Source organism: Alcanivorax sp. (assembly GCF_017794965.1).
Lineage (GTDB): Bacteria > Pseudomonadota > Gammaproteobacteria > Pseudomonadales > Alcanivoracaceae > Alcanivorax.
Genome location: NZ_CP051240.1, coordinates 2,094,067 through 2,113,061, shown reverse-complemented (window position 1 = coordinate 2,113,061; position 18,995 = coordinate 2,094,067). Strand labels below are relative to the sequence as shown.

Below are 18,995 nucleotides of genomic sequence, written 5' to 3'. Positions count from 1 at the left end.
AGGGGCCTGGACGCGGGTTTTGACTCACATCGCGCCTTGCGCCTTGAAACTTGTAACTTGCAAGTCCCAACAGGCTCTTCCCGGGTGGATAAATACGCCGTTTGGCGGTATCATCCGCGCCCCAAACTCCACCGCTGGTGACCAGTGAAGCCGGGCCCTGCAGAGCCACCCAACGGTTTCCGTCACCTGAACCCAAACTGAGAGGGGCATCTCCGTGAGCAAACTGGAAGACCATTTCGGCCGCTGGAAAAACCGCGAAGAAATTGCAGAAGCCATGATTCCTGTCATTGGCCGCCTGCAGCGCGAAAATAACGTGACCACCACCGTTTACAGCCGCGCCCTGGTCAACAAGTCTGTTATCCAGATCCTGAAAGCACACCGCTTCGTCAAGCAGATCGAAGATTCCGAGCTGTCCGTTGTGGACACCTTCCCGATCCTGCAGGAAGTGGCCAAGCTGGACCTGGGCCCTTGCCGCATTGATATCGGCAAGCTGGCGGTGGAGTACAAGAAAGACAACCGCGGCCTGTCCGTTGAAGAGTACGTGCGCGCCGAGCTGTCCGACGCCACCAGCAACAAGGCTGCCACCCCCGAGCCCACCGATGTGGTGCTGTACGGTTTTGGCCGTATCGGCCGTATCCTGGCTCGTCTTCTGATCGAAAAGGTCGGTTCCGGTAATGGTCTGCGTCTGAAAGCCATCGTGGTACGTGAATCCGGCAAGGGTGACCTGCAAAAGCGTGCCAGCCTGCTGCGTCGTGACTCCGTGCACGGCCCGTTCGCCGGCACCATCGCCGTGGATGAAGAAGAAAATGCCATCATTGCCAACGGCAACTTCATCAAGGTGATCTACGCCAACGATCCGAACACCATCGATTACACCCAGTACGGCATCAACAACGCCGTGGTGATCGACAACACCGGTAAATGGCGTGATGTTGACGGCCTGACCCAGCATCTGAACCGTCCGGGTGTGTCCCGCGTGATGCTGACTGCGCCGGGCAAAGGTGATATGAAAAACATTGTTCACGGTGTGAACAACAATATCATCGAAGACGGTGACAAGATCATCTCTGCGGCCAGCTGTACCACCAACGCCATCGTGCCCCCGCTGAAGGCGCTGGAAGACAAGTTCGGTATCGAGTTCGGTCACGTTGAGACCGTTCACTCCTACACCAACGACCAGAACCTGCTGGATAACTTCCACAAGGGCCCCCGTCGTGGTCGTGCCGCACCGCTGAACATGGTGCTGACCGAAACCGGTGCTGCGACCGCAGCTGCCAAGGCGCTGCCGTCCCTGGCGGGCAAGCTGACTGGTAACTCCATCCGCGTGCCTACCCCGAACGTCTCCATGGCGATCCTGAACCTGACTCTGGAGAAGGAAACCACCCTGGAAGAGCTGAACGAGTACCTGCGCTGGGTGAGCCTGCACTCTCCGCTGCAGCGCCAGGTGGACTTCGTGAGCAGCCCGGATGCGGTATCCACCGATTTCGTCGGCTCTCGTCACGCTTCCGTGATTGATGCCGAGGCTACCATTGTCAACGGGCGCCATTGCGTACTGTATGTCTGGTACGACAACGAGTTCGGTTACAGCTGTCAGGTGCTGCGTATCCTTCAGCAGATCTCCGGGGTGGAATTCCCGCAGTATCCGAAGGACTGATCCTGACCTGCGAAAAGGGCCCGCACTCATGCGGGCTTTTTTTCGGCTGCCGAAAGGCGTCAAAAGCGTGCACACTGGGTGCGCATAGTTGGTGCGGTGCGACAAAAGTCGGTGCCCAAGCCTCTGGCGAATATGCAGTCGCGTCTTTATAATGTGCGCCGCCAGCTATGGCTGGTTCCCAAGTGCAAATTCCGGATTTTGCGTGAATCCCCGGCAATTGCCCGTTTTCAGGGTGATTTCTGGAGATTTGCCTCGACTTCAGCAACACGCAACGTGGGCGAGTAACTATGATTAAAGTCAGGAAGGGCCTGGATCTGCCCATCACTGGTGCACCGCGCCAGGAGATTGAGGAAGGTCATCAGGTTCGTTCTGTTGCCGTGCTCGGCGGTGACTATGTGGGTATGAAGCCCACCATGGAAGTCCGCGAAGGTGACGTGGTCAAGAAAGGCCAGTTGCTCTTCTCAGACAAGAAAACCGAGGGTGTGAAATACACCGCTCCTGCGGCGGGCAAGGTGACTGCGGTAAATCGCGGTCACAAACGCGTTCTTCAATCGGTGGTGATTGAAGTAGCCGACCAGGAAGAAGAAGTCACCTTTACCTCCTACAGTGCTGATCAGCTGTCCGGCCTTGACCGGGCTGCCGTCCAACAGCAGCTGGTGGATTCCGGTGAGTGGACCCTGCTGCGTACTCGCCCGTTTGGCAAGGTGCCAGCACTGGAAACCACCCCCAATTCCATTTTCGTTTCCATTCTCGACACCAACCCGCTGGCGATGGAGCCGGCCGTGGTGATCAAGGAAAACGAACAGGCCTTCCGTGCCGGCCTCACCGTGCTGAGCCGTCTTACCGACGGGCCGGTGTGGGTCTGCCGTGGTCCCAAGACGGACCTGCCCAGTTTCGCGGGTGGCCAGGTGCGCGAAGAAACCTTCGCGGGCAAGCACCCGGCTGGCAACGTGGGTACCCAGATCCACTTCCTGGACCCGGTCAGCATGAAGAAGACCGTCTGGTCTGTGGGCTACCAGGACGTGATTGCCATCGGCAACCTGTTTACTACCGGTAAAATTTCCAGCGAGCGTGTGGTTGCCCTGTGTGGCCCCCAGGCCAAGACGCCGCGTCTGCTGCGTACCCGCGTGGGCGCCAGCGTGGAAGATTTCACCCAGGGTGAGCTGAAAAGCGGCGATAACCGCCTGATTTCCGGGTCTGCACTCAACGGCCACAACGCCCGTGGTCCGCTGGCATGGCTGAACCGCACTGCCAATCAGCTGACGGCCCTGCGTGAGGGACATGAGCGTGAGCTGCTGGGTTACATTTCACCCGGTATCAACCGCTTCTCGCTGATGAATATCTATCTGTCCAAGCTGATGCCTGGCAAGCGCTTCAACTTTACCACCACCACCAATGGCTCCGAGCGTGCCATGGTGCCCGTGGGTGCCTACGAAGAAGTGATGCCACTGGATGTGCTGCCGACCCAGCTGCTGCGTGCACTGATTGTGGGTGACACTGATTCGGCTACTGCGCTGGGCGCGCTGGAGTTGCTGGAAGAAGACCTGGCCCTGTGTACCTTTGTGTGCCCGGGCAAGTATGAATACGGTCCGATCCTGCGCGACAACCTCACCACCATTGAAGCGGAGGGCTGAGCATGGGCTTGAGAAGTTATCTGGACAAGAACATTGCCCCGCATTTCCATGAGGGCGGCAAGTTCGAGAAGTACTACACCTTCTACGAAATGTTCGACACCATGCTGTACAGCCCGGATTCCGTGACCCGGACCGGCGCTCACGTACGTGATGGCCTCGACCTGAAGCGCATCATGATGACGGTGTGGTTCTGTACCTTCCCGGCCATCCTGTTTGGTCTGTGGAACACCGGTTACCAGGCCAACATGCAGATCGCCGAGATGGGTTACAGTGCCATCCCCGGCTGGCGCAGTGACCTGGTGGCTGCGCTGACCGGTTTTGATCCGGCCAGCCTGTGGGCCAACGTGCTCCACGGTGCAGTGTATTACGTGCCGATCCTGTTGACCGTCTACATTGGTGGCTTCATCTGGGAAGGCCTGTTTGCCTGGAAGCGTGGCCATGAAGTGAATGAAGGCTTCTTTGTCACTGGTATCCTGTTCACCCTGATTCTGCCGCCGGCGATTCCGCTGTGGCAGGTGTTCCTGGGGATCTCTTTCGGTGTGGTGATCGGCAAGGAAGTGTTCGGTGGTACCGGCAAGAACTTCCTCAACCCGGCACTGGTCGGCCGTGCGTTCCTGTACTTTGCCTATCCGGCGCAGATGTCCGGTGATGCGGTATGGACCGCCGTGGACAATTTCTCCGGCGCGACCTCCCTGTCCCTGGCGGCCTCCGGCAACCTGGACTACTCCGTGGGTCTGGCGGCCAATGCCCTGACGGAAGGCGCCGCGGCGGCGACCTCCAGCCTGGCGTGGATGAACACCTTCCTGGGCAACATCCAGGGCAGCATCGGTGAGACTTCTACCCTGGCCATCCTGATCGGTGGTGCGGCGCTGCTGCTTACCAAGATCGCCTCCTGGCGAATCGTACTGGGCGTATTCCTGGGCATGGTGGGCATGTCTGCCATCTTCAACGCGGTGGGCTCCGAGACCAACTTCATGTTCGACATGCCCTGGTACTGGCACCTGACCGTGGGTGGTTTCGCCTTCGGCATGATCTTCATGGCCACTGACCCGGTGTCTGCGTCCATGACCAATACCGGCAAGTACATTTTTGGTGCCCTGATTGGTGTGATGACTGTCCTGATCCGGGTAATCAACCCGGCCTTCCCGGAAGGCATCATGCTGGCAATCCTGTTCGGTAACCTGTGTGCGCCGCTGATTGACTACTTTGTCACTCAGGCAAACATTCGCCGTCGTCTGCGTCGTACCGGGGGAGAAGTGTAATGGCTGGAAATAACGAAAGCGTCAGCAAGACACTGCTGGTTGCCTTCCTGGTGTGTGTGGTCTGCGGTGTGGTGGTTGCTACCGCTGCCGTAAGCCTGCGCCCGGTTCAGAACGAGAACAAGCTGATCGACAAGCGCATGAACATCCTGCTCGCGGCAGGCATGTACGATGCGAGCCAGGATGTGAACGAGCAGTTCCAGTCCATCGAGCGCATGTTTGTCGACATCGATAGCGGCAATTACGTTGAGATGCCGGAAAGCTATGACCAGCGCACCGCTGCCAAAGACCCGGCCCAGTCCGAGCGTCTGGAAGGTGATGTGGATATCGCTGGCATCAAGAACCAGGCCAAGGTGGCTGAGGTCTACCTGGCCCGTGGCGACGACGGCGAGCTGAGCCGTATCATTTTGCCGGTTCACGGTTATGGTCTGTGGTCCACCCTGTACGGTTTCCTGGCGCTGGAGCCGGACGCCAACACCGTGGCGGGTCTGGGCTTCTACGAGCATGGTGAAACCCCGGGTCTGGGCGGCGAAGTAGACAACCCCAAGTGGAAAGCGCTGTGGGAGGGCAAGAAGCTCTACGGCGACCAGGGTGAGGTGGAAATCCAGGTCATCAAGGGTACCGTGGAAAGCAACACCCCGGATGCGGAGCACAAGGTGGATGGTCTTGCCGGTGCAACGCTGACCAGCAAGGGTGTCAGCAACCTGCTTCAGTTCTGGGTGGGCGAAAACGGCTTTGGTCCCTACCTGAAGCGCATGCAGCAAGAAGGCGCGGCTGTGGCTGAGAGCACAGAAGCCGTGGAATCCAGCGAGCAGCCGGAAGGAGACGCGTAATGGCGGAGAAAACCAAGGACATCCTGTTAGGTCCGATTTTCGACAACAACCCCATCGCGCTGCAGATCCTGGGTATCTGTTCCGCGCTGGCGGTGACCAGCAACCTGAGCACCACCCTGACCATGTGTATTGCATTGACGGTGGTGGTAGCGCTCTCCAACTTTTTCGTTAGTACCATCCGTAATTCGATTCCGTCGAGCATCCGGATCATCGTGCAGATGACCATCATTGCCTCGCTGGTAATCGTGGTGGACCAGTTCCTGAAAGCCTATGCCTACAGCATTTCCAAGCAGCTGTCTGTTTTCGTGGGGCTGATCATTACCAACTGTATCGTGATGGGCCGTGCTGAAGCCTTCGCCATGAAGAACCCGCCGATCCCGTCCTTCCTGGATGGTGTAGGTAATGGTCTGGGCTATTCCGTGATCCTGCTGGGTCTGGGCTTCACCCGTGAACTGCTGGGTGCCGGCAGCCTGTTCGGTCACCAGATTCTGCCCAAGGTTTCCGAGGGTGGCTGGTACCTGACCAACGGCATGATGCTGTTGCCGCCGAGCGCCTTCTTCCTGATTGGTCTGTTTATCTGGGCGATTCGTGCCTGGAAGCCGGCCCAGGTTGAGCAGGACGATTTCAAGATGAAGCCCAACACCCGTGTCAGCGACGCGTTTTAACGGAGACGAGGAATGTTTGAACATTATCTGAGCCTGTTCGTCCGCGCCGTCTTTGTTGAAAACATGGCGCTGGCCTTCTTCTTGGGTATGTGTACCTTTATCGCGGTATCCAAGAAGATCTCGACTGCTATCGGCCTCGGTATTGCCGTGGTGGTGGTACTGACCATCACTGTGCCGGTGAACAACCTGCTGCTTACCTACCTGCTGGACGAAGGGGCACTGGCCTGGACCGGTGTACCGGCCCTGGCCAATCTGGACCTGCGTTTTCTGGGGCTGCTGAGCTATATCGGCGTTATCGCTGCGCTGGTACAGATCCTGGAAATGACGCTCGACAAGTATGTGCCGAGCCTCTACAACGCCCTGGGTATCTTCCTGCCGCTGATTACCGTGAACTGCGCCATTCTGGGTGCGTCACTGTTTATGGTGGAGCGTGACTACACCTTTGGTGAGTCCATGGTGTATGGCATCGGCGCCGGTACGGGCTGGGCACTGGCCATCACCTTGCTGGCCGGTATCCGCGAGAAGCTCAAGTACAGCGATGTACCGGATGGTCTGAAAGGTCTCGGCATCACCTTCATTACTGTGGGTCTGATGTCACTGGGCTTCATGTCATTTTCCGGCGTGCAGCTGTAAGGGAGGGGTTGAATCATGAGTGTTGAGATTATTCTCGGTGTCGTCATGTTCACTGCCATCGTGCTGGCACTGGTGGCGGTGATTCTGGTTGCCCGCTCCCGTCTGGTGGCAACCGGTGACGTACACATCGATATCAATGACGATGCAGAAAAAAGCATCGACGCTCCAGCCGGCGGCAAGCTGCTGGGCACCCTGGCGAATCAGGGCATCTTCCTGTCTTCTGCCTGTGGTGGTGGTGGTACCTGTGCGCAGTGCAAGTGCCAGGTGCTGGACGGTGGTGGTGACATTCTCCCCACCGAAGAAGGCCACTTCACCAAGGGCGAGATTCGCGATGGCTGGCGCCTGAGCTGTCAGGTCAACGTGAAGCAGGACATGAAGATCCAGGTGCCGGAAGAGTTCTTCGGCGTGAAGAAGTGGGAGTGCGAAGTCATCTCCAATGACAACGTGGCTACCTTCATCAAGGAACTGACCCTGAAGCTGCCTGAAGGCGAGAACGTGGACTTCCGTGCCGGTGGTTATGTGCAGCTGGAAGCGCCGCCTTTCGATATCAATTTCTCTGATTTTGATATTGCCGAGGAATACCGCGGAGACTGGGAGCGTTTCAACTTCTTCGATCTGAACTGCAAGAACAACGAGGAAGTGATCCGCGCCTACTCCATGGCGAACTATCCGGAAGAGAAGGGCATCCTCAAGTTCAACATCCGGATCGCCACACCGCCCCCGGGATCCAAGGATATCCCGCCGGGTATCATGAGCTCCTTCGTGTTCAACCTGAAGCCGGGCGACAAGATCACCGTGTTCGGGCCCTTCGGTGAGTTCTTCGCCAAGGAAACCGATGCGGAAATGGTGTTCATCGGTGGTGGTGCGGGCATGGCGCCCATGCGCAGTCACATCTTCGACCAGCTCAAGCGTCTGAATTCCAAGCGCAAGATGAGCTTCTGGTACGGTGCGCGGAGTGTTCGCGAGTGTTTCTACAACGAGGAATACGACCAGCTGGCCGAAGAGAACGACAACTTCGACTGGCACCTGGCATTGTCTGACCCGCAACCGGAAGACAACTGGGACGGCCTCACCGGGTTCATCCATAACGTGCTGTACGAGCAGTACCTGAAGGATCACCCGGCACCGGAAGACTGCGAGTACTACATGTGCGGTCCGCCGATGATGAATGCCTCGGTCATCAAAATGCTTGAGGACCTGGGTGTGGAGCCGGAAAACATCCTGCTGGATGATTTCGGCGGCTGATCCCGAACGCCGGCCCTCAGGGCCGGCGTTTTTGTTTTTGAGTTGAAAGTTCAAAGTTTAAAGTTGAAAGGCGCGGTGACGGTCTGACTGGAATTCAAGACCCGAGTCCGCGCTTGAGTCATGGGCGCGGTGAGAGCGGTTCAAAATCTGGCTGGGCCCGGACGCGCTTTTTAACTTTAAACTTTGAACTTTCAACTGCTTGCTCCCCTGACCTGATACCGGTACCAAACCATGACCCGCATCCTTTCTCTTCTGGTGCTTTCCCTGACTCTGCTGCTGAGCGCCTGCGATGACAGCAAGAACCGCTTGTCCGTTCTTAGCGGCCCGACCATGGGGACTTCCTGGAGTGTGAAATACACCGGCACGCCGGATGAGAGTGTTGATGCGCTCAAGGCGGACATCGTGGCGGCGCTGGAGCAGGTGAATGCGGAAATGAGCACCTACCGCGAGGATTCCGTCATCAGCCGCTTCAATCAGGCGCCTGCAGGGACCCTGATGTCCATGCCGGAGGATACGGTGGCGGTGCTCAACGCAGCCTTTGCCATTTCCAGTATGACTGACGGCGCTTATGACGTGACGGTCGGGCCGCTGGTCAATCTGTGGGGCTTCGGTCCGGATGTGCAACGTTTTGAGCCGCCGCAGAGTGAGGAGATCCAGGCGGCCATGGCCCGAGTGGGTTGGCAGGCATTACTGCTGGATGAGTCACGACTTCTTCAGCCCGGCAATGCCTATGTGGATCTCTCTTCCATTGCCAAGGGCTTTGCGGTGGACAAACTGGCCGGGCTGCTGGACAAGCACGGTTTGCAGTCCTGGTTGGTGGAAGTGGGCGGGGAGTTGCGGGCCCGAGGCACAAAGCCTTACGGCAAGCCCTGGCGCATTGCCGTGGAACGGCCCATCCCGGGGGTGCGGGAAGTGGAGCAGGTGGTTGCACTGCGGGATATGGCCGTGGCGACCAGCGGTGACTACCGGAACTTTTTTGAATCTGATGGTAAACTGTACTCACACACACTTGATCCGCGTACCGGTTACCCGGTGGAGCACACCCTGGCGTCGGTGTCAGTGCTGCACGAAAGCGCCATGATGGCCGATGGGCTGGCCACGGCAATGACCGTGCTGGGCCCGAAGGAAGGCATGGCCTTCGCCGAGGCACAGGAACTGGCGGTGTTCTTCCTTGTCAGAACCGATGATGGCGTCAGGGAAGTGATGACCCCCGCGTTCAAGGCAATCCTGGAGGAGAAATAACATGTTGATGACCATTATGGTGGCCGTGGCGTTCATGGGCCTGCTGTTTGCCGGCATGGCCATTGGCGTGATTATGTCCAACAAACCGCTACAGGGTTCCTGTGGGGGGCTGGCTAACCTGGGATTGAAAGAAGGCTGCGAAATCTGTGGTGGCGATCGCGGCAAGTGTGAAGAGAACAGCAAGAAGGTGGACAGCGAGAAAGCGGCTGCACTTGGTAAGGACGTGATGAAGATGTGAGGCCGCTCTGCGGCCGCAACAGGCTTCACGCAACACGCAAACCAGTGCCGGCTCCCTATGTGTGAGATTCAGCTTGCTGAACGAAGGATCTGGCATGGCATTCGTTCAGCAAGCTGAATCTCCCACAGGACAACGGCTCCTCTACCCAGGGTAGGTGCTGTGTTAACAGCAAGTAGTACTGCGCCTTGTCCTGCTTTTCAACGTTGAACTTTAATCGTTCAACGGTGCTTCACCCCCAACACCACCGCCGTACGCAGTTTTGCCTGGCCGTATTGGCGCATCTGTTCGAACTTGCTGCGGCTAATCGGCACGTGCTGGCAATCCAGCGGGGCCTGGTCTTCACCGGGGTCCGGGTCGTGGATATAGAAACATTCTTCATCGCTGCCGCTGATAGCGACCCAGTGGGGAGCCTTGCGGCCATCCAGTCGCCAGGTGCTGATCAGCACCAGCACAATCTTGCCGTCGCTGATGGCCCGGTCCAGATCGGTGGCGGTGACGTCCTGATAGTTCACGGTGATGCTGTGCTGTCGGCAGGTGGCAACGAAATGCTGGTGCAGGGTAGTGATCACCGATTTCTTGTCCGGATCTCGCACGGAATCCACGAACAGGGGGCCTGTCTGGTTACACCAGACCGTGGCATCCAGTCCCCGTCGTTGAGCGGCAATGGCCAGCCCCATGGGGTGGCAGCCACCATGGCCGGCGGTCATGAAGATGGTGGTGGCTTCGCGCCATAGCAGCAGTTCTTCGGTCGTGTCGGGAATCTGTTTCTTCAGGGCGGCCAGCGCCATCAACAGGCAGGCCGGGCCGCAGGTAAAAGGCGTACTCTGTTGTACCCAGGGCAGGTGCAGGCGCGCGTCGTTGTTGGGCTGGTAGTGCAGTCGTTTCTGGTAACGCAGCGCGTCCTGATGATCTTCGTAATAATCCGGGGAAAGGCCAAACAGTTTGTAGCCACGCTTTTCATACAGGGTGATGGCGGCCAGGTTGTCCTTGCGGACTTCAAGGCGTAGATACAATCGTCGTTCTTCATGGGCGTAAGCTTCGGCAGCAGCCATCAGCCGCTCCCCCAGTTTTTTTCCGCGCTGGCTGGCATCCACGGCAATGGAGTACAGCCGCGCTAACCGGGTCCCTTTCTGCAGCAGCACCAGGGCATAGCCACCCAGCTGACCGTCCCCGGTTTCGGCCACGATCAGTCCCTGATGCGCGCGTTTGAGCCATTCTCTGAAACTGCGGCGGGACAGACGATCCGATTCAAAACAGCGCTGTTCCAGCGCAACCAGCGCTTCCAGATCGGCGGGCAGGGCGGGGCGGAGGCAGACGGGGCACATGGTCCTTGTTCCTGATAAGTAGCTCAGCATAAGGCAACAGCGGTATGCCGAGCTAGAGGAATCTGAGAGCAAGCTACAAGCCTCAAGCTGCAAGCTACAACGCGGGAATGGCCGTGCCTGCATATAGACCCTGCCCGCGTTCCAGAGTTGAAAAACAAGGCGGTTTTCAGAGCAAGAGAGAGAATCAATGCAGGTTGGAAGGTGTCTCTCATCGCCTGTCCGCGGGCACTGTCCCCAATTGGCCCTCTGATTTATTTCGCGTTGCAGCTTGAAGCTTGTACCTCGCGTCTTGTCTCTGGTAGCGAAGTCATCCCCGCGGCATACTGATTCCAACATCAAGGAGGGACGCAATGCCGCAACAGGATCCGGTAAGAGGGCTGGTGCTCTCGGGAGGGGGCGCCCGTGGGGCCTATCAGGTAGGGGTATTGTCGGCTATTGCAGAATTGCTCGATCGTGGAACGCCCAACCCTTTTCCCATCATCTGCGGCACTTCTGCAGGAGCCATCAATGCGGCTGCCCTCTCTGCCAATGCGGGTAATTACCGCAGTGCAGTGCGCGGCCTGGAACGGGTCTGGTCCAACCTTACCGCCGAACAGGTTTACCGAACGGATCTCTATGCCTGCCTCAAGGGTATCGTTCGCTGGCTGTTTTCCGGATTTGCCACTGGCCGCACCCCGGATCGCAGTGCCCTGTTGGATAATTTACCGCTGCAACGCCTGCTGACGCTGGTGATCAATTTTCAGCGCATTCAGCAGAACATTGATCACGGCCACCTGCGCGCACTGTCCATCACCGCATCCAACTATGCCACCGGGGAATCGGAGAGCTTCTTTCAGGGCGCGCCGGATCTTGCTGACTGGGTGCGGGCGCGGCGCAAGGGCAAACGCTCCCGAATCGGGGTAGAGCATTTGCTGGCCTCGGCAGCGATACCGATCCTGTTTCCCGCCGGCAAGGTGGATGGCGGTTACTATGGGGACGGCGCGCTGCGGCAGCTGGCTCCGTTGAGTCCGGCGGTGCACCTGGGCGCTTCACGGTTGCTGGTGATCGGTGTTTCCGGCAATGCCTCGGCGGCACGTCAGCGGGTGTTGAGCGGTTATCCTTCCATGGCCCAGGTGCTGGGCCATGTGTTGAACAGTGTGTTTGTGGATACTCTGGAAGGGGATGTGGAGAGGCTTGAGCGGATCAACCATACCCTTTCTGCACTGGGTGAGCGTCAACGCCGTAAGCACGGCGTCACGCTGAGGGAAGTGGACGTCCTGAAGATTTACCCTTCGCGCCCCATTGATGAAATTGCTTCCGAGCATCTCAAAGAGTTGCCAGGCACGCTGCGCTTTTTCCTGCGTGGCTCCGGGGCCACCCGTTCACCGGGCGCCAGCGCCATGAGTTACCTGTTGTTTGAGCCCGGCTTTACCCGCGCGCTGATTGAGATGGGCTACCGGGATGCCATGGCGCGAAGGGAAGAAATCGAAGCATTTTTCAGCAATGAGCCGTTGCTGGAGACCGAAACGGAAGAGGGTCAGGCCGAAGAGGCTGGCTGGTAACGGTGCTTTCTCTGGAAGTGGCTGACAAAGCTGGTGGGGTAGTCGGTGATGATGCTGTCCACCTTCAGGTGGGTGAGACGGTCCGCTTCGGTCAGATCGTTCACCGTCCATACAGACACCTTCAAGCCACGTTTTCGTGCTCGCCGCATCAAGGCTGGCGTGACCAGGGAGTAGTGGGCGATCAGCCAGTTGCAGCCGAGCCCCCGTGCCCGCCGGGTGGGCTGCAGGTAGCGGTACTGGCAAACGTAACCCCGCTCAATATCCGGTGCCATGGTACCCATCATGCGCAGGAAGCCGGTATGGCTCGAGGTCACCACCACCCGGGATTGCAGTTGCTGCTCGTGGATCATGTGGGTGAGATGATGGGCCAGCTGATGCAGCACAATGCGATCGGCCCCTTTCACTTCGAACTGGAAGCGCATCTGCGGACCGCACAGATCGACCACTTCCTGCAGTGACGGAATGCCGGTGGGGCTGTGCCAGCCAGGGGTATTGCGGCGGGCATCCATGACCCCGAGCTGGGCTCGGGTGTACTGGCGCGCATTGCCTTTGATGCCCGTGGTACGGGTGATGTCACTGTCGTGCAGCACGATGAGCTGGCCATCGGAGGACAGCCGGACATCCAGTTCCATCTCCGTCACCCCGGCTTCCACGGCCACCTGAAAGCTGGCCAGGGTATTCTCCGGTGCTTCGCCTCGGGCGCCACGGTGGCCCACCAGTGCGGGGCCATGGCCTGCAGAAAGGGGTTCTGTCATCGCAATATTCATAACCGTTATTCTTGGCGAGAAAGATGACAGCGCCGTGACCCGCAGGCAAGAGGGTTGGTGTCATTTTTATGACTTGTTGTGATCGTAACCTGCCTGTCATCCAGAGAGTGGCACTGCGGATACCGCCACCCAGGTGCAGGAGATAGCGTTTGTCCGTTCTCACACGATACCTACAGTACTTTCTGAACAGTTGGCTACCGGATTATCAGGGCCGGGTCGGCGGGGTTTCGCTGCAGCGTCTGCTGGTCATGGCCGTGTTCTGGCCGGTGTTCATGGCTGTTCAACTCATCAATGCAGCCGGGTTGCTGCTGGATCATGTGCTGTTTCCTGATTTCCGCCGGGTGCAGATTCGTGAACCCCTGTTTGTGGTGGGGGTGCCCCGTAGCGGTACGACGTTTCTGCACAGGTTGTTGGCCATGGATGACAGGTTCACCACCACAGCGTTGTGGGAATTGCTGTTTGCCCCTTCCATCAGTCAGCGTTATTTCTGGACGGCCATGGCGGCGCTGGACCGGGCGGTGGGGAAACCGCTCGGGCGGCTGTTACTGTGGGCGGAACGCCGGTTGCTGGGAGGGCTGGATGGCGTCCACAAGACCGGCCTGCTGGACCCGGAAGAGGATTACCTGGGACTGATACCGGTATGGGGCTGTTTCCTGATGGTGCTGGTGGTCCCCGTGCCGGCCCTGTGGCGACTCACCTTTCTGGACCGCGATGGCAGTGCAGAAGAAAAGGCGCGTTTGATGACGGCCTATCGTCGCTTTGTGCAGCGCCACCTTTTCTTTCACGGTCAGCACAAACAGTTGCTGTCCAAGAATCCCTCTTTCACGCCCTGGATTGAAACACTGGCAGGGGCGTTCCCCGATAGCCGTTTTATCGGTTGTATTCGTAACCCCAGCCAGTCGGTGCCGTCCCAGATCAACTCCATTCTTATCGGTGCAGCCATCTTTGACGGTCGGGATACCACGGCTTACTGGCGGCAGGGGTTTCTCGACATGCTGGACTATTACTATCGGCACCTTGTGGACACTCTGGATGACATGACGCCACAACGCCGGGCTCTCTCGGTGATGGAAAGCCTCGCCAGTGAACCCGCCAGAACCGTGCAGGGTTTTTATGATGAGTTTGGCTGGCAGGCAGAAGCGCGCTTCCGGGAAAAGCTAGCCGAGCAGGATCGCAGGGCTCGCGGCTATCAGAGTGGCCACACCTATTCGCTGGATGAACTGGGCGTGTCGGCGGACACCCTGAACGAAACCTTTGGCTGGGTGTACGAGCGCTACCAGTTTCCCCGCCCGGCGCCATAGCCGGGCGCGGCGGGTATGACCCACCGTTACATTCTGTCGCAAATTTGCCCAGGCCGGTTTTTCCGGTGTCACATTTCGGACATCCGCACGGGTAATACTCGCGGCCATGGATACCAAAACGCTTCGAGTACTGTTTGTGGTGGATGCGATCAAGGGCCGGAATGGCGTCGGTGCCTATTTCCAGGATCTGGTATCGCATCTGGAAGATCAGGTTGAACGGGTTGAGCTGGTGCAGCCATGCCTGGTGGATCCCCACCCCTGTCAGGGGGGCTCCATGCCGATTCCCGGGGACCCGACACAGCGGCTGTTCTTTCCCAAGGTACGGGAACTCAGTGCGCTGGTGTGGGAAATGAAACCCCACGTTATCGTGATTCCCGGCCCCGGTATCTTTTCCATGATTGGCTACTGGATCGCAAAGAAGTGGGGCATCCCGGTCTGTGTCACCTTCCAGACTGATTACAACCGCTTGGTGGAACTCTATTGGGGGAAGCGTCTGGCGCGGCTGGCGGGCGGCTTTCTCAACTGGGTGAACCGTACCCTGTTCCAGGGTAGTGAAACGGCCGCCACCATCTGTGAGTCCATGATTGCCCAGGCCCGGGCCGCTGGCGCCCGTAATCCGCAACTGGTCGGTACGCCGCTGGCGCGGGAATTTGTTCATACCCCGATACAACCGCTGGCCGACACCGTTTCGCGAGTCTGTTACGTGGGCCGTCTGGCGGCAGAAAAAAACATTGAATCATTCATCGCGTTGGCGCAAAGCCGGCCAGACCTGCAATTTGAGGTGGCCGGGGATGGCCCCCTGCGCGGCAAGGTGGAAGAGGCCAGCAAGCGTTGCGATAACCTGACACTGCTGGGCTGGTGCACTCGCGAGCAGGTGGTGGCGCTGATTGATCGCAGCCAGGTGCTGGTGCTGCCTTCCTCGGTAGAGGCCTTCGGTACTGTGGCACTGGAAGCCATGGCGCGTCAGCGGCTGGTCATTACCACGCCGGCGTGCGGTATCAATGAATGGCCGGCACTGGCGCAAGGGCTGTGGATCATGGCAGAAGGCGAGGATTTGCCGGCTACCCTGGCGCGGCTTGATGGCTTGAGCGTGAACGAGCGACGCGAAAGAGCTGAGCAAGCACGTGTTGCCGCCTGTTCCATGAATCAGGATGCGATTGCGCACTGGGGGGGTGTATTGGCGCATTGTGCCGCCATGAAAACCGCTCCCTCCAGCTTGCCGTCCCCGACCCTGGCACTGTTGCGCCGTTTGAGCAGCCATCATGCCTGAGCAACGGACAGTGCAGGGGCAGGGCGCCAATGCGGGTTTGCAGGCACTGGTCAGCATTCATGACGTGATGCCTCAGACGCGGCCCCAGGTCACGGAGATGCTGGGTCAGCTGGCATTGCCTCCCCAGGCTGTGACCTTGCTGGTGGTGCCGGGCAAGGCCTGGTCTGAAGAGGATCTGGCGTGGTTGCGAGAGCTGCAAAATGCCGGGCATCCGTTGGCGGGCCATGGCTGGTCCCATCGTTGCCAACCGCCGGTGACGCTTTACCACAAACTCCATAGTGCGCTGCTGTCCCGTCAGGTTGCTGAGCACCTTTCCTTGAGTGGGGAGGCGATTGTTGGCCTGGTGCAGGATTGCCATGAGTGGTTTGCGCACCACGACCTGACCGCATCATCGCTGTATGTGCCGCCCGCCTGGGCGTTGGGTAGTCTGTCCCGTTCCCAGGTTGCACGATTGCCTTTTGCCTGTGTGGAAACCCTCTCTGGCGTGCTGGACACGGGTACGGGTACGCACACCCGCCTGCCGCTGGTGGGCTTCGAAGCCGACACCCGGTTTCGGGCCCTGTTCCTCGGCTGGTTCAATGCCCTGAATGTCTCCCGCGCCCGTCGCCAGAGGGTACCGCTACGGATTGGGCTGCATCCTTTTGATCTTTCCCTTCACCTGGCCCCGCAGATTTTCAATCTGTTCAAGCAGGTAGAGACCCTTGCCTGCTATGACGGTTATTTCGAGAGACGCATGGCGTCTTGTTCCTCCCGGCCTGAGGTCTCTGGCCAGGGCGGCTCTCACTGAGCTGCATTTACCGTGATGGAAGTCAGAAAGTTGTTTACCTCTCACGATAAACGAAGCGTTTAATCGGGTGAGTGGTCGATGATGTCATTTTGAGATAGTTCAGAGCATTTAATCCCGACGCTGGAACCGCTATTTTTGACCCATCGGTCACCAAATAATCACCACAACAACAATACGGAATAAGGGAACTATGAAACGTCATGTCGGGATCACCCTGCTGACCCTCGCCGGGTTTGTTGTCTCTGGCCAGGTACTGGCAGATAAGGATTATGAGGACTACAGCCGTAGCGAACTGCGCGCCATGGCAGAGGAAAGCCGCAAATCTGTGGAAGAGACGGATGGCTGGCAGACCGAGAAGGTTTACGTTGACCAGGACCTGGTGAAGGGGGAGTGGGCCCGGGTACCGTTTCAGACCCGTTATTTCGATTACCCACCTGAAGAACTCAAGGCAAAATGGGATGTGCTGACCCGCGCGATCAGTGTGCCGTACCCGTCAGCCGAATACCTGCAGAAGCGTTTCGAACGGTTCCCGATCTTCAAGGAAGAATTGGGGCCGGACTTTGATGGTGACTATGAGGTGTTGTCCCAGCAGATTCTGCACACCTGGCGGCTGTTCTTCCGCGGCGATTTTCGTGCCGCCAAGGACTACGGTGTCCAGCTCGGTGCCTACGGCAAGTTGCCGGCGTACCTGGCTCAGTGTATCCAGGCGCTGTATCTGACTGAAAGCCGTGAGGTGAAGCTGGAGATGCTCAACGATGTGGCAAACCAGATCGCCGACTATGTAGATGAAATCCAGGACATGAAGGATGAACCGGAATTCCAGGATGACTACATGGTGTTGCGGATCGGTTATGCCTTTGCCATTGGCCGTCTGGCTGAAGAAGCCACGCCCATGGAAGCCTTGATGAACAACTATCTCTTCAAGGTCAGCCGTGCCCTGGATGACGCGGTGGAAATTGATCCCGGCCACCCGGTGGCGCTGGCCATGCAGGCGGCCAAGGACGCCAACATCATTCGTGTGGTCGGCAAACTGCTGGGCCGACTGACCTTTGGTGCGCGACTGAGCCGGGTTGAGGATGGTTTTGAAGCGTCCTTCGCACAGGTGGATGATCTGGCCATCGTGCATTACGAATACGCCAACTCGCTGATCTACGTTAACCGTAATCGGGATATCTACCGGGCATTCGACCAGTTCAATACGGCAATTGGCATTCACCCCAAGTCTGCAATGGAAGCACTGGATTCCATGTACGCTGCCAAGCGTTTCAAGGAAATCCAGGACTATTATCTGAACTACAAGCAGAGCTTCCGCTCCTTCGAACGTGAACGTCGCGAGTACATGGAGACCACCGACGAGAACCTTTATAACGTCCTCAAACCGGCTTTCCAGGTCAGCGAATACGTGAAGCGCAAAGAAGAGGGTTACGAGTTCGGCATGGCGAATTGAAGCCGCTCTGCGGCCGCATCACGCATCAAGCAACACGCTGCACGCAAAACCGGGAGAATCGCAAGCTGGGAGCGCCTCTACGAAGCTGCTGTAGGAGCGGTCGTCCGATCGCGATCCGAGCCTTGGCGAGGTAATGGACTTCCAGCAGCGAATGACGAGTAACGAGTTTCGAAAACCACAAGCACATTGCCAGCATGTGGGTTACGGTTTTGCTTTTCGAAACTCGTAGCTAGTAGCTAAAAGCTTACAGCTCGCCTCAATCCCGGTAGCGTTTGCTCAGATCCTGGTACGCATCCACCCGCCGATCCCGCAGGTAAGGCCAGATGCGACGTACAGATTCGCTGCGCTGCATGTCCACATCCGCCATCAATACCTGTTCGCTGTCACTGTCCGCCTGGGCGAGGAATTCTCCCTGGGGGCCACAGATGAAACTGTTACCCCAGAACTGGATGCCGCTTTCATCGGCAGGGCTCTGTTCGAACCCTGTACGGTTGGCCACCAGCACCGGCAGGCCGTTGGCAACGCCATGGGCGCGCTGAATGGTAATCCAGGCGTTCAGCTGACGCTGCTGCTCCTCCTGCTCATCCTCTGGGTCCCAGCCGATGGCAGTGGGGTAGAGCAGCAGGTCGGCGCCGGCCAGCGCCATCAGGCGCGCCGCTTCCGGATACCACTGGTCCCAGCATACCAGCAGGCCAAGTTTTCCCACGCTGGTGTGGATAGGGCTGAAGCCGCTGCGGCCATCGTTGAATTCGGCATCCCCCGGTGTGAAATAAAACTTCTCATAAAAGCCCGGGTCGTCGGGAATATGCATCTTGCGGTAAATGCCGGCCAGGCTGCCGTCCTTTTCCAGCACCACAGCGGTATTGTGATACAGCCCGGTGGCCCGTTTTTCGAACAGGCTGCCAACGATAACGATACCGAGTTCTTTCGCCAGCGCACCGAGCCGGTCGGTGCTCGGGCCGGGTATGCTTTCTGCCAGATCAAACACGCTGGTGTCTTCGGTCTGACAGAAGTACAGGCTGCGATGCAGTTCTTGAAGCATCACCAGCTCTGCCCCCTGATCGGCGGCCTGGCGAACCAGCGACAGGGAGTGTTCCAGGTTGGCGTCAAGGTCAGCGCTGTTTTTCTGCTGGATAACGGCAACTCGCATGGGC

At 58.3% G+C, this 18,995-nt stretch carries 17 protein-coding genes; 14 read left to right on the top strand and 3 right to left on the bottom strand.

Translation table 11 applies throughout. The features are described from left to right. Positions 1-214 precede the first annotated feature (214 nt). From HF945_RS09390 to nqrM, 9 genes are all read left to right on the top strand, one after another. Positions 215-1,654 (top strand): glyceraldehyde-3-phosphate dehydrogenase, encoded by a 1,440-nt coding sequence (locus HF945_RS09390; RefSeq protein WP_290522354.1) that lies wholly within the window; start codon positions 215-217, stop codon positions 1,652-1,654. A gap of 287 nt (positions 1,655-1,941) precedes the next feature. Further along, a complete protein-coding gene (locus HF945_RS09385; protein ID WP_290522353.1) occupies positions 1,942-3,288 on the top strand; it encodes a Na(+)-translocating NADH-quinone reductase subunit A in 1,347 nt (448 codons plus the stop codon). A gap of 2 nt (positions 3,289-3,290) precedes the next feature. Then, complete coding sequence (locus HF945_RS09380) at positions 3,291-4,550, top strand: NADH:ubiquinone reductase (Na(+)-transporting) subunit B (RefSeq protein ID WP_290522352.1); 1,260 nt, start codon at positions 3,291-3,293, stop codon at positions 4,548-4,550. Continuing rightward, complete coding sequence (locus tag HF945_RS09375; RefSeq protein ID WP_290522351.1) at positions 4,550-5,380, top strand: Na(+)-translocating NADH-quinone reductase subunit C; 831 nt, start codon at positions 4,550-4,552, stop codon at positions 5,378-5,380. Before HF945_RS09380 ends, HF945_RS09375 begins: the two co-directional genes overlap by 1 nt. Next, complete coding sequence (locus HF945_RS09370) at positions 5,380-6,045, top strand: NADH:ubiquinone reductase (Na(+)-transporting) subunit D (RefSeq protein ID WP_290522350.1); 666 nt, start codon at positions 5,380-5,382, stop codon at positions 6,043-6,045. Before HF945_RS09375 ends, HF945_RS09370 begins: the two co-directional genes overlap by 1 nt. 12 nt (positions 6,046-6,057) lie before the next feature. Continuing rightward, positions 6,058-6,678 (top strand): NADH:ubiquinone reductase (Na(+)-transporting) subunit E, encoded by a 621-nt coding sequence (gene nqrE, locus HF945_RS09365; RefSeq protein WP_290522349.1) that lies wholly within the window; start codon positions 6,058-6,060, stop codon positions 6,676-6,678. 15 nt (positions 6,679-6,693) lie between these two features. Then, positions 6,694-7,923 (top strand): NADH:ubiquinone reductase (Na(+)-transporting) subunit F, encoded by a 1,230-nt coding sequence (gene nqrF / locus HF945_RS09360; RefSeq protein WP_290522348.1) that lies wholly within the window; start codon positions 6,694-6,696, stop codon positions 7,921-7,923. Between the two features lie 231 nt (positions 7,924-8,154). Next, on the top strand, positions 8,155-9,165 hold the full coding sequence (locus tag HF945_RS09355) for an FAD:protein FMN transferase (protein ID WP_290522347.1): 1,011 nt from the start codon (positions 8,155-8,157) through the stop codon (positions 9,163-9,165). A gap of 1 nt (position 9,166) precedes the next feature. Next, entirely contained in the window at positions 9,167-9,403 is a 237-nt protein-coding gene (gene nqrM / locus HF945_RS09350) for a (Na+)-NQR maturation NqrM (protein WP_290522346.1), read from the top strand. A gap of 218 nt (positions 9,404-9,621) precedes the next feature. Here the strand turns inward: nqrM and HF945_RS09345 are convergent, their stop codons facing one another. Then, positions 9,622-10,728, bottom strand: coding sequence for a GNAT family N-acetyltransferase/peptidase C39 family protein (locus HF945_RS09345; RefSeq protein ID WP_290522345.1), 1,107 nt, complete (start codon positions 10,726-10,728; stop codon positions 9,622-9,624). Positions 10,729-11,078: 350 nt separating this feature from the next. On the opposite strand from HF945_RS09345, the gene HF945_RS09340 reads away from it, so the two are divergent. After that, positions 11,079-12,269: a patatin-like phospholipase family protein gene (locus HF945_RS09340; RefSeq protein WP_290522344.1), complete on the top strand. Its 1,191-nt coding sequence runs from the start codon at positions 11,079-11,081 to the stop codon at positions 12,267-12,269. Here HF945_RS09340 and HF945_RS09335 read toward each other — a convergent pair. Further along, positions 12,245-13,024 carry a glycerophosphodiester phosphodiesterase gene (locus HF945_RS09335; protein WP_290522343.1) on the bottom strand — a complete coding sequence of 260 codons (780 nt, stop codon included), beginning with the start codon at positions 13,022-13,024 and terminating at the stop codon, positions 12,245-12,247. The two genes, HF945_RS09340 and HF945_RS09335, sit on opposite strands and share 25 nt — an antisense overlap. A 161-nt stretch (positions 13,025-13,185) precedes the next feature. Here HF945_RS09335 and HF945_RS09330 point away from each other — a divergent pair, with 161 nt between their 5' ends. From HF945_RS09330 to HF945_RS09315, 4 genes are all read left to right on the top strand, one after another. After that, positions 13,186-14,337, top strand: a complete 1,152-nt coding sequence (locus HF945_RS09330; protein WP_290522342.1) for a sulfotransferase — start codon at positions 13,186-13,188, stop codon at positions 14,335-14,337. 106 nt (positions 14,338-14,443) lie between these two features. Then, positions 14,444-15,607, top strand: coding sequence for a glycosyltransferase (locus HF945_RS09325; protein ID WP_290522341.1), 1,164 nt, complete (start codon positions 14,444-14,446; stop codon positions 15,605-15,607). Next, entirely contained in the window at positions 15,600-16,394 is a 795-nt protein-coding gene (locus HF945_RS09320; protein WP_290522340.1) for a polysaccharide deacetylase family protein, read from the top strand. Before HF945_RS09325 ends, HF945_RS09320 begins: the two co-directional genes overlap by 8 nt. Positions 16,395-16,584: 190 nt before the next feature. Continuing rightward, a complete protein-coding gene (locus tag HF945_RS09315; RefSeq protein WP_290522339.1) occupies positions 16,585-17,841 on the top strand; it encodes a hypothetical protein in 1,257 nt (418 codons plus the stop codon). Positions 17,842-18,097: 256 nt separating this feature from the next. On the opposite strand, the gene HF945_RS09310 is transcribed toward HF945_RS09315, so the two are convergent. Beyond that, the gene (locus HF945_RS09310; RefSeq protein ID WP_290522338.1) at positions 18,098-18,991 is read right to left on the bottom strand and encodes a carbon-nitrogen hydrolase; all 894 of its coding nucleotides are present in this window, start codon (positions 18,989-18,991) and stop codon (positions 18,098-18,100) included. Positions 18,992-18,995: the final 4 nt, after the last annotated feature.

Bases quoted from the DNA above. Each gene is read 5' to 3' on its own strand.
- HF945_RS09385 (WP_290522353.1), top strand. From the start codon at position 1,942: ATGATTAAAGTCAGGAAGGGCCTGGATCTGCCCATCACTGGTGCACCG.
- HF945_RS09380 (WP_290522352.1), top strand. From the start codon at position 3,291: ATGGGCTTGAGAAGTTATCTGGACAAGAACATTGCCCCGCATTTCCAT.
- HF945_RS09375 (WP_290522351.1), top strand. From the start codon at position 4,550: ATGGCTGGAAATAACGAAAGCGTCAGCAAGACACTGCTGGTTGCCTTC.
- HF945_RS09370 (WP_290522350.1), top strand. From the start codon at position 5,380: ATGGCGGAGAAAACCAAGGACATCCTGTTAGGTCCGATTTTCGACAAC.
- nqrE (WP_290522349.1), top strand. From the start codon at position 6,058: ATGTTTGAACATTATCTGAGCCTGTTCGTCCGCGCCGTCTTTGTTGAA.
- nqrF (WP_290522348.1), top strand. From the start codon at position 6,694: ATGAGTGTTGAGATTATTCTCGGTGTCGTCATGTTCACTGCCATCGTG.
- HF945_RS09355 (WP_290522347.1), top strand. From the start codon at position 8,155: ATGACCCGCATCCTTTCTCTTCTGGTGCTTTCCCTGACTCTGCTGCTG.
- nqrM (WP_290522346.1), top strand. From the start codon at position 9,167: ATGTTGATGACCATTATGGTGGCCGTGGCGTTCATGGGCCTGCTGTTT.
- HF945_RS09345 (WP_290522345.1), bottom strand. From the start codon at position 10,728: ATGTGCCCCGTCTGCCTCCGCCCCGCCCTGCCCGCCGATCTGGAAGCG.
- HF945_RS09340 (WP_290522344.1), top strand. From the start codon at position 11,079: ATGCCGCAACAGGATCCGGTAAGAGGGCTGGTGCTCTCGGGAGGGGGC.
- HF945_RS09335 (WP_290522343.1), bottom strand. From the start codon at position 13,024: ATGACAGAACCCCTTTCTGCAGGCCATGGCCCCGCACTGGTGGGCCAC.
- HF945_RS09325 (WP_290522341.1), top strand. From the start codon at position 14,444: ATGGATACCAAAACGCTTCGAGTACTGTTTGTGGTGGATGCGATCAAG.
- HF945_RS09320 (WP_290522340.1), top strand. From the start codon at position 15,600: ATGCCTGAGCAACGGACAGTGCAGGGGCAGGGCGCCAATGCGGGTTTG.
- HF945_RS09315 (WP_290522339.1), top strand. From the start codon at position 16,585: ATGAAACGTCATGTCGGGATCACCCTGCTGACCCTCGCCGGGTTTGTT.
- HF945_RS09310 (WP_290522338.1), bottom strand. From the start codon at position 18,991: ATGCGAGTTGCCGTTATCCAGCAGAAAAACAGCGCTGACCTTGACGCC.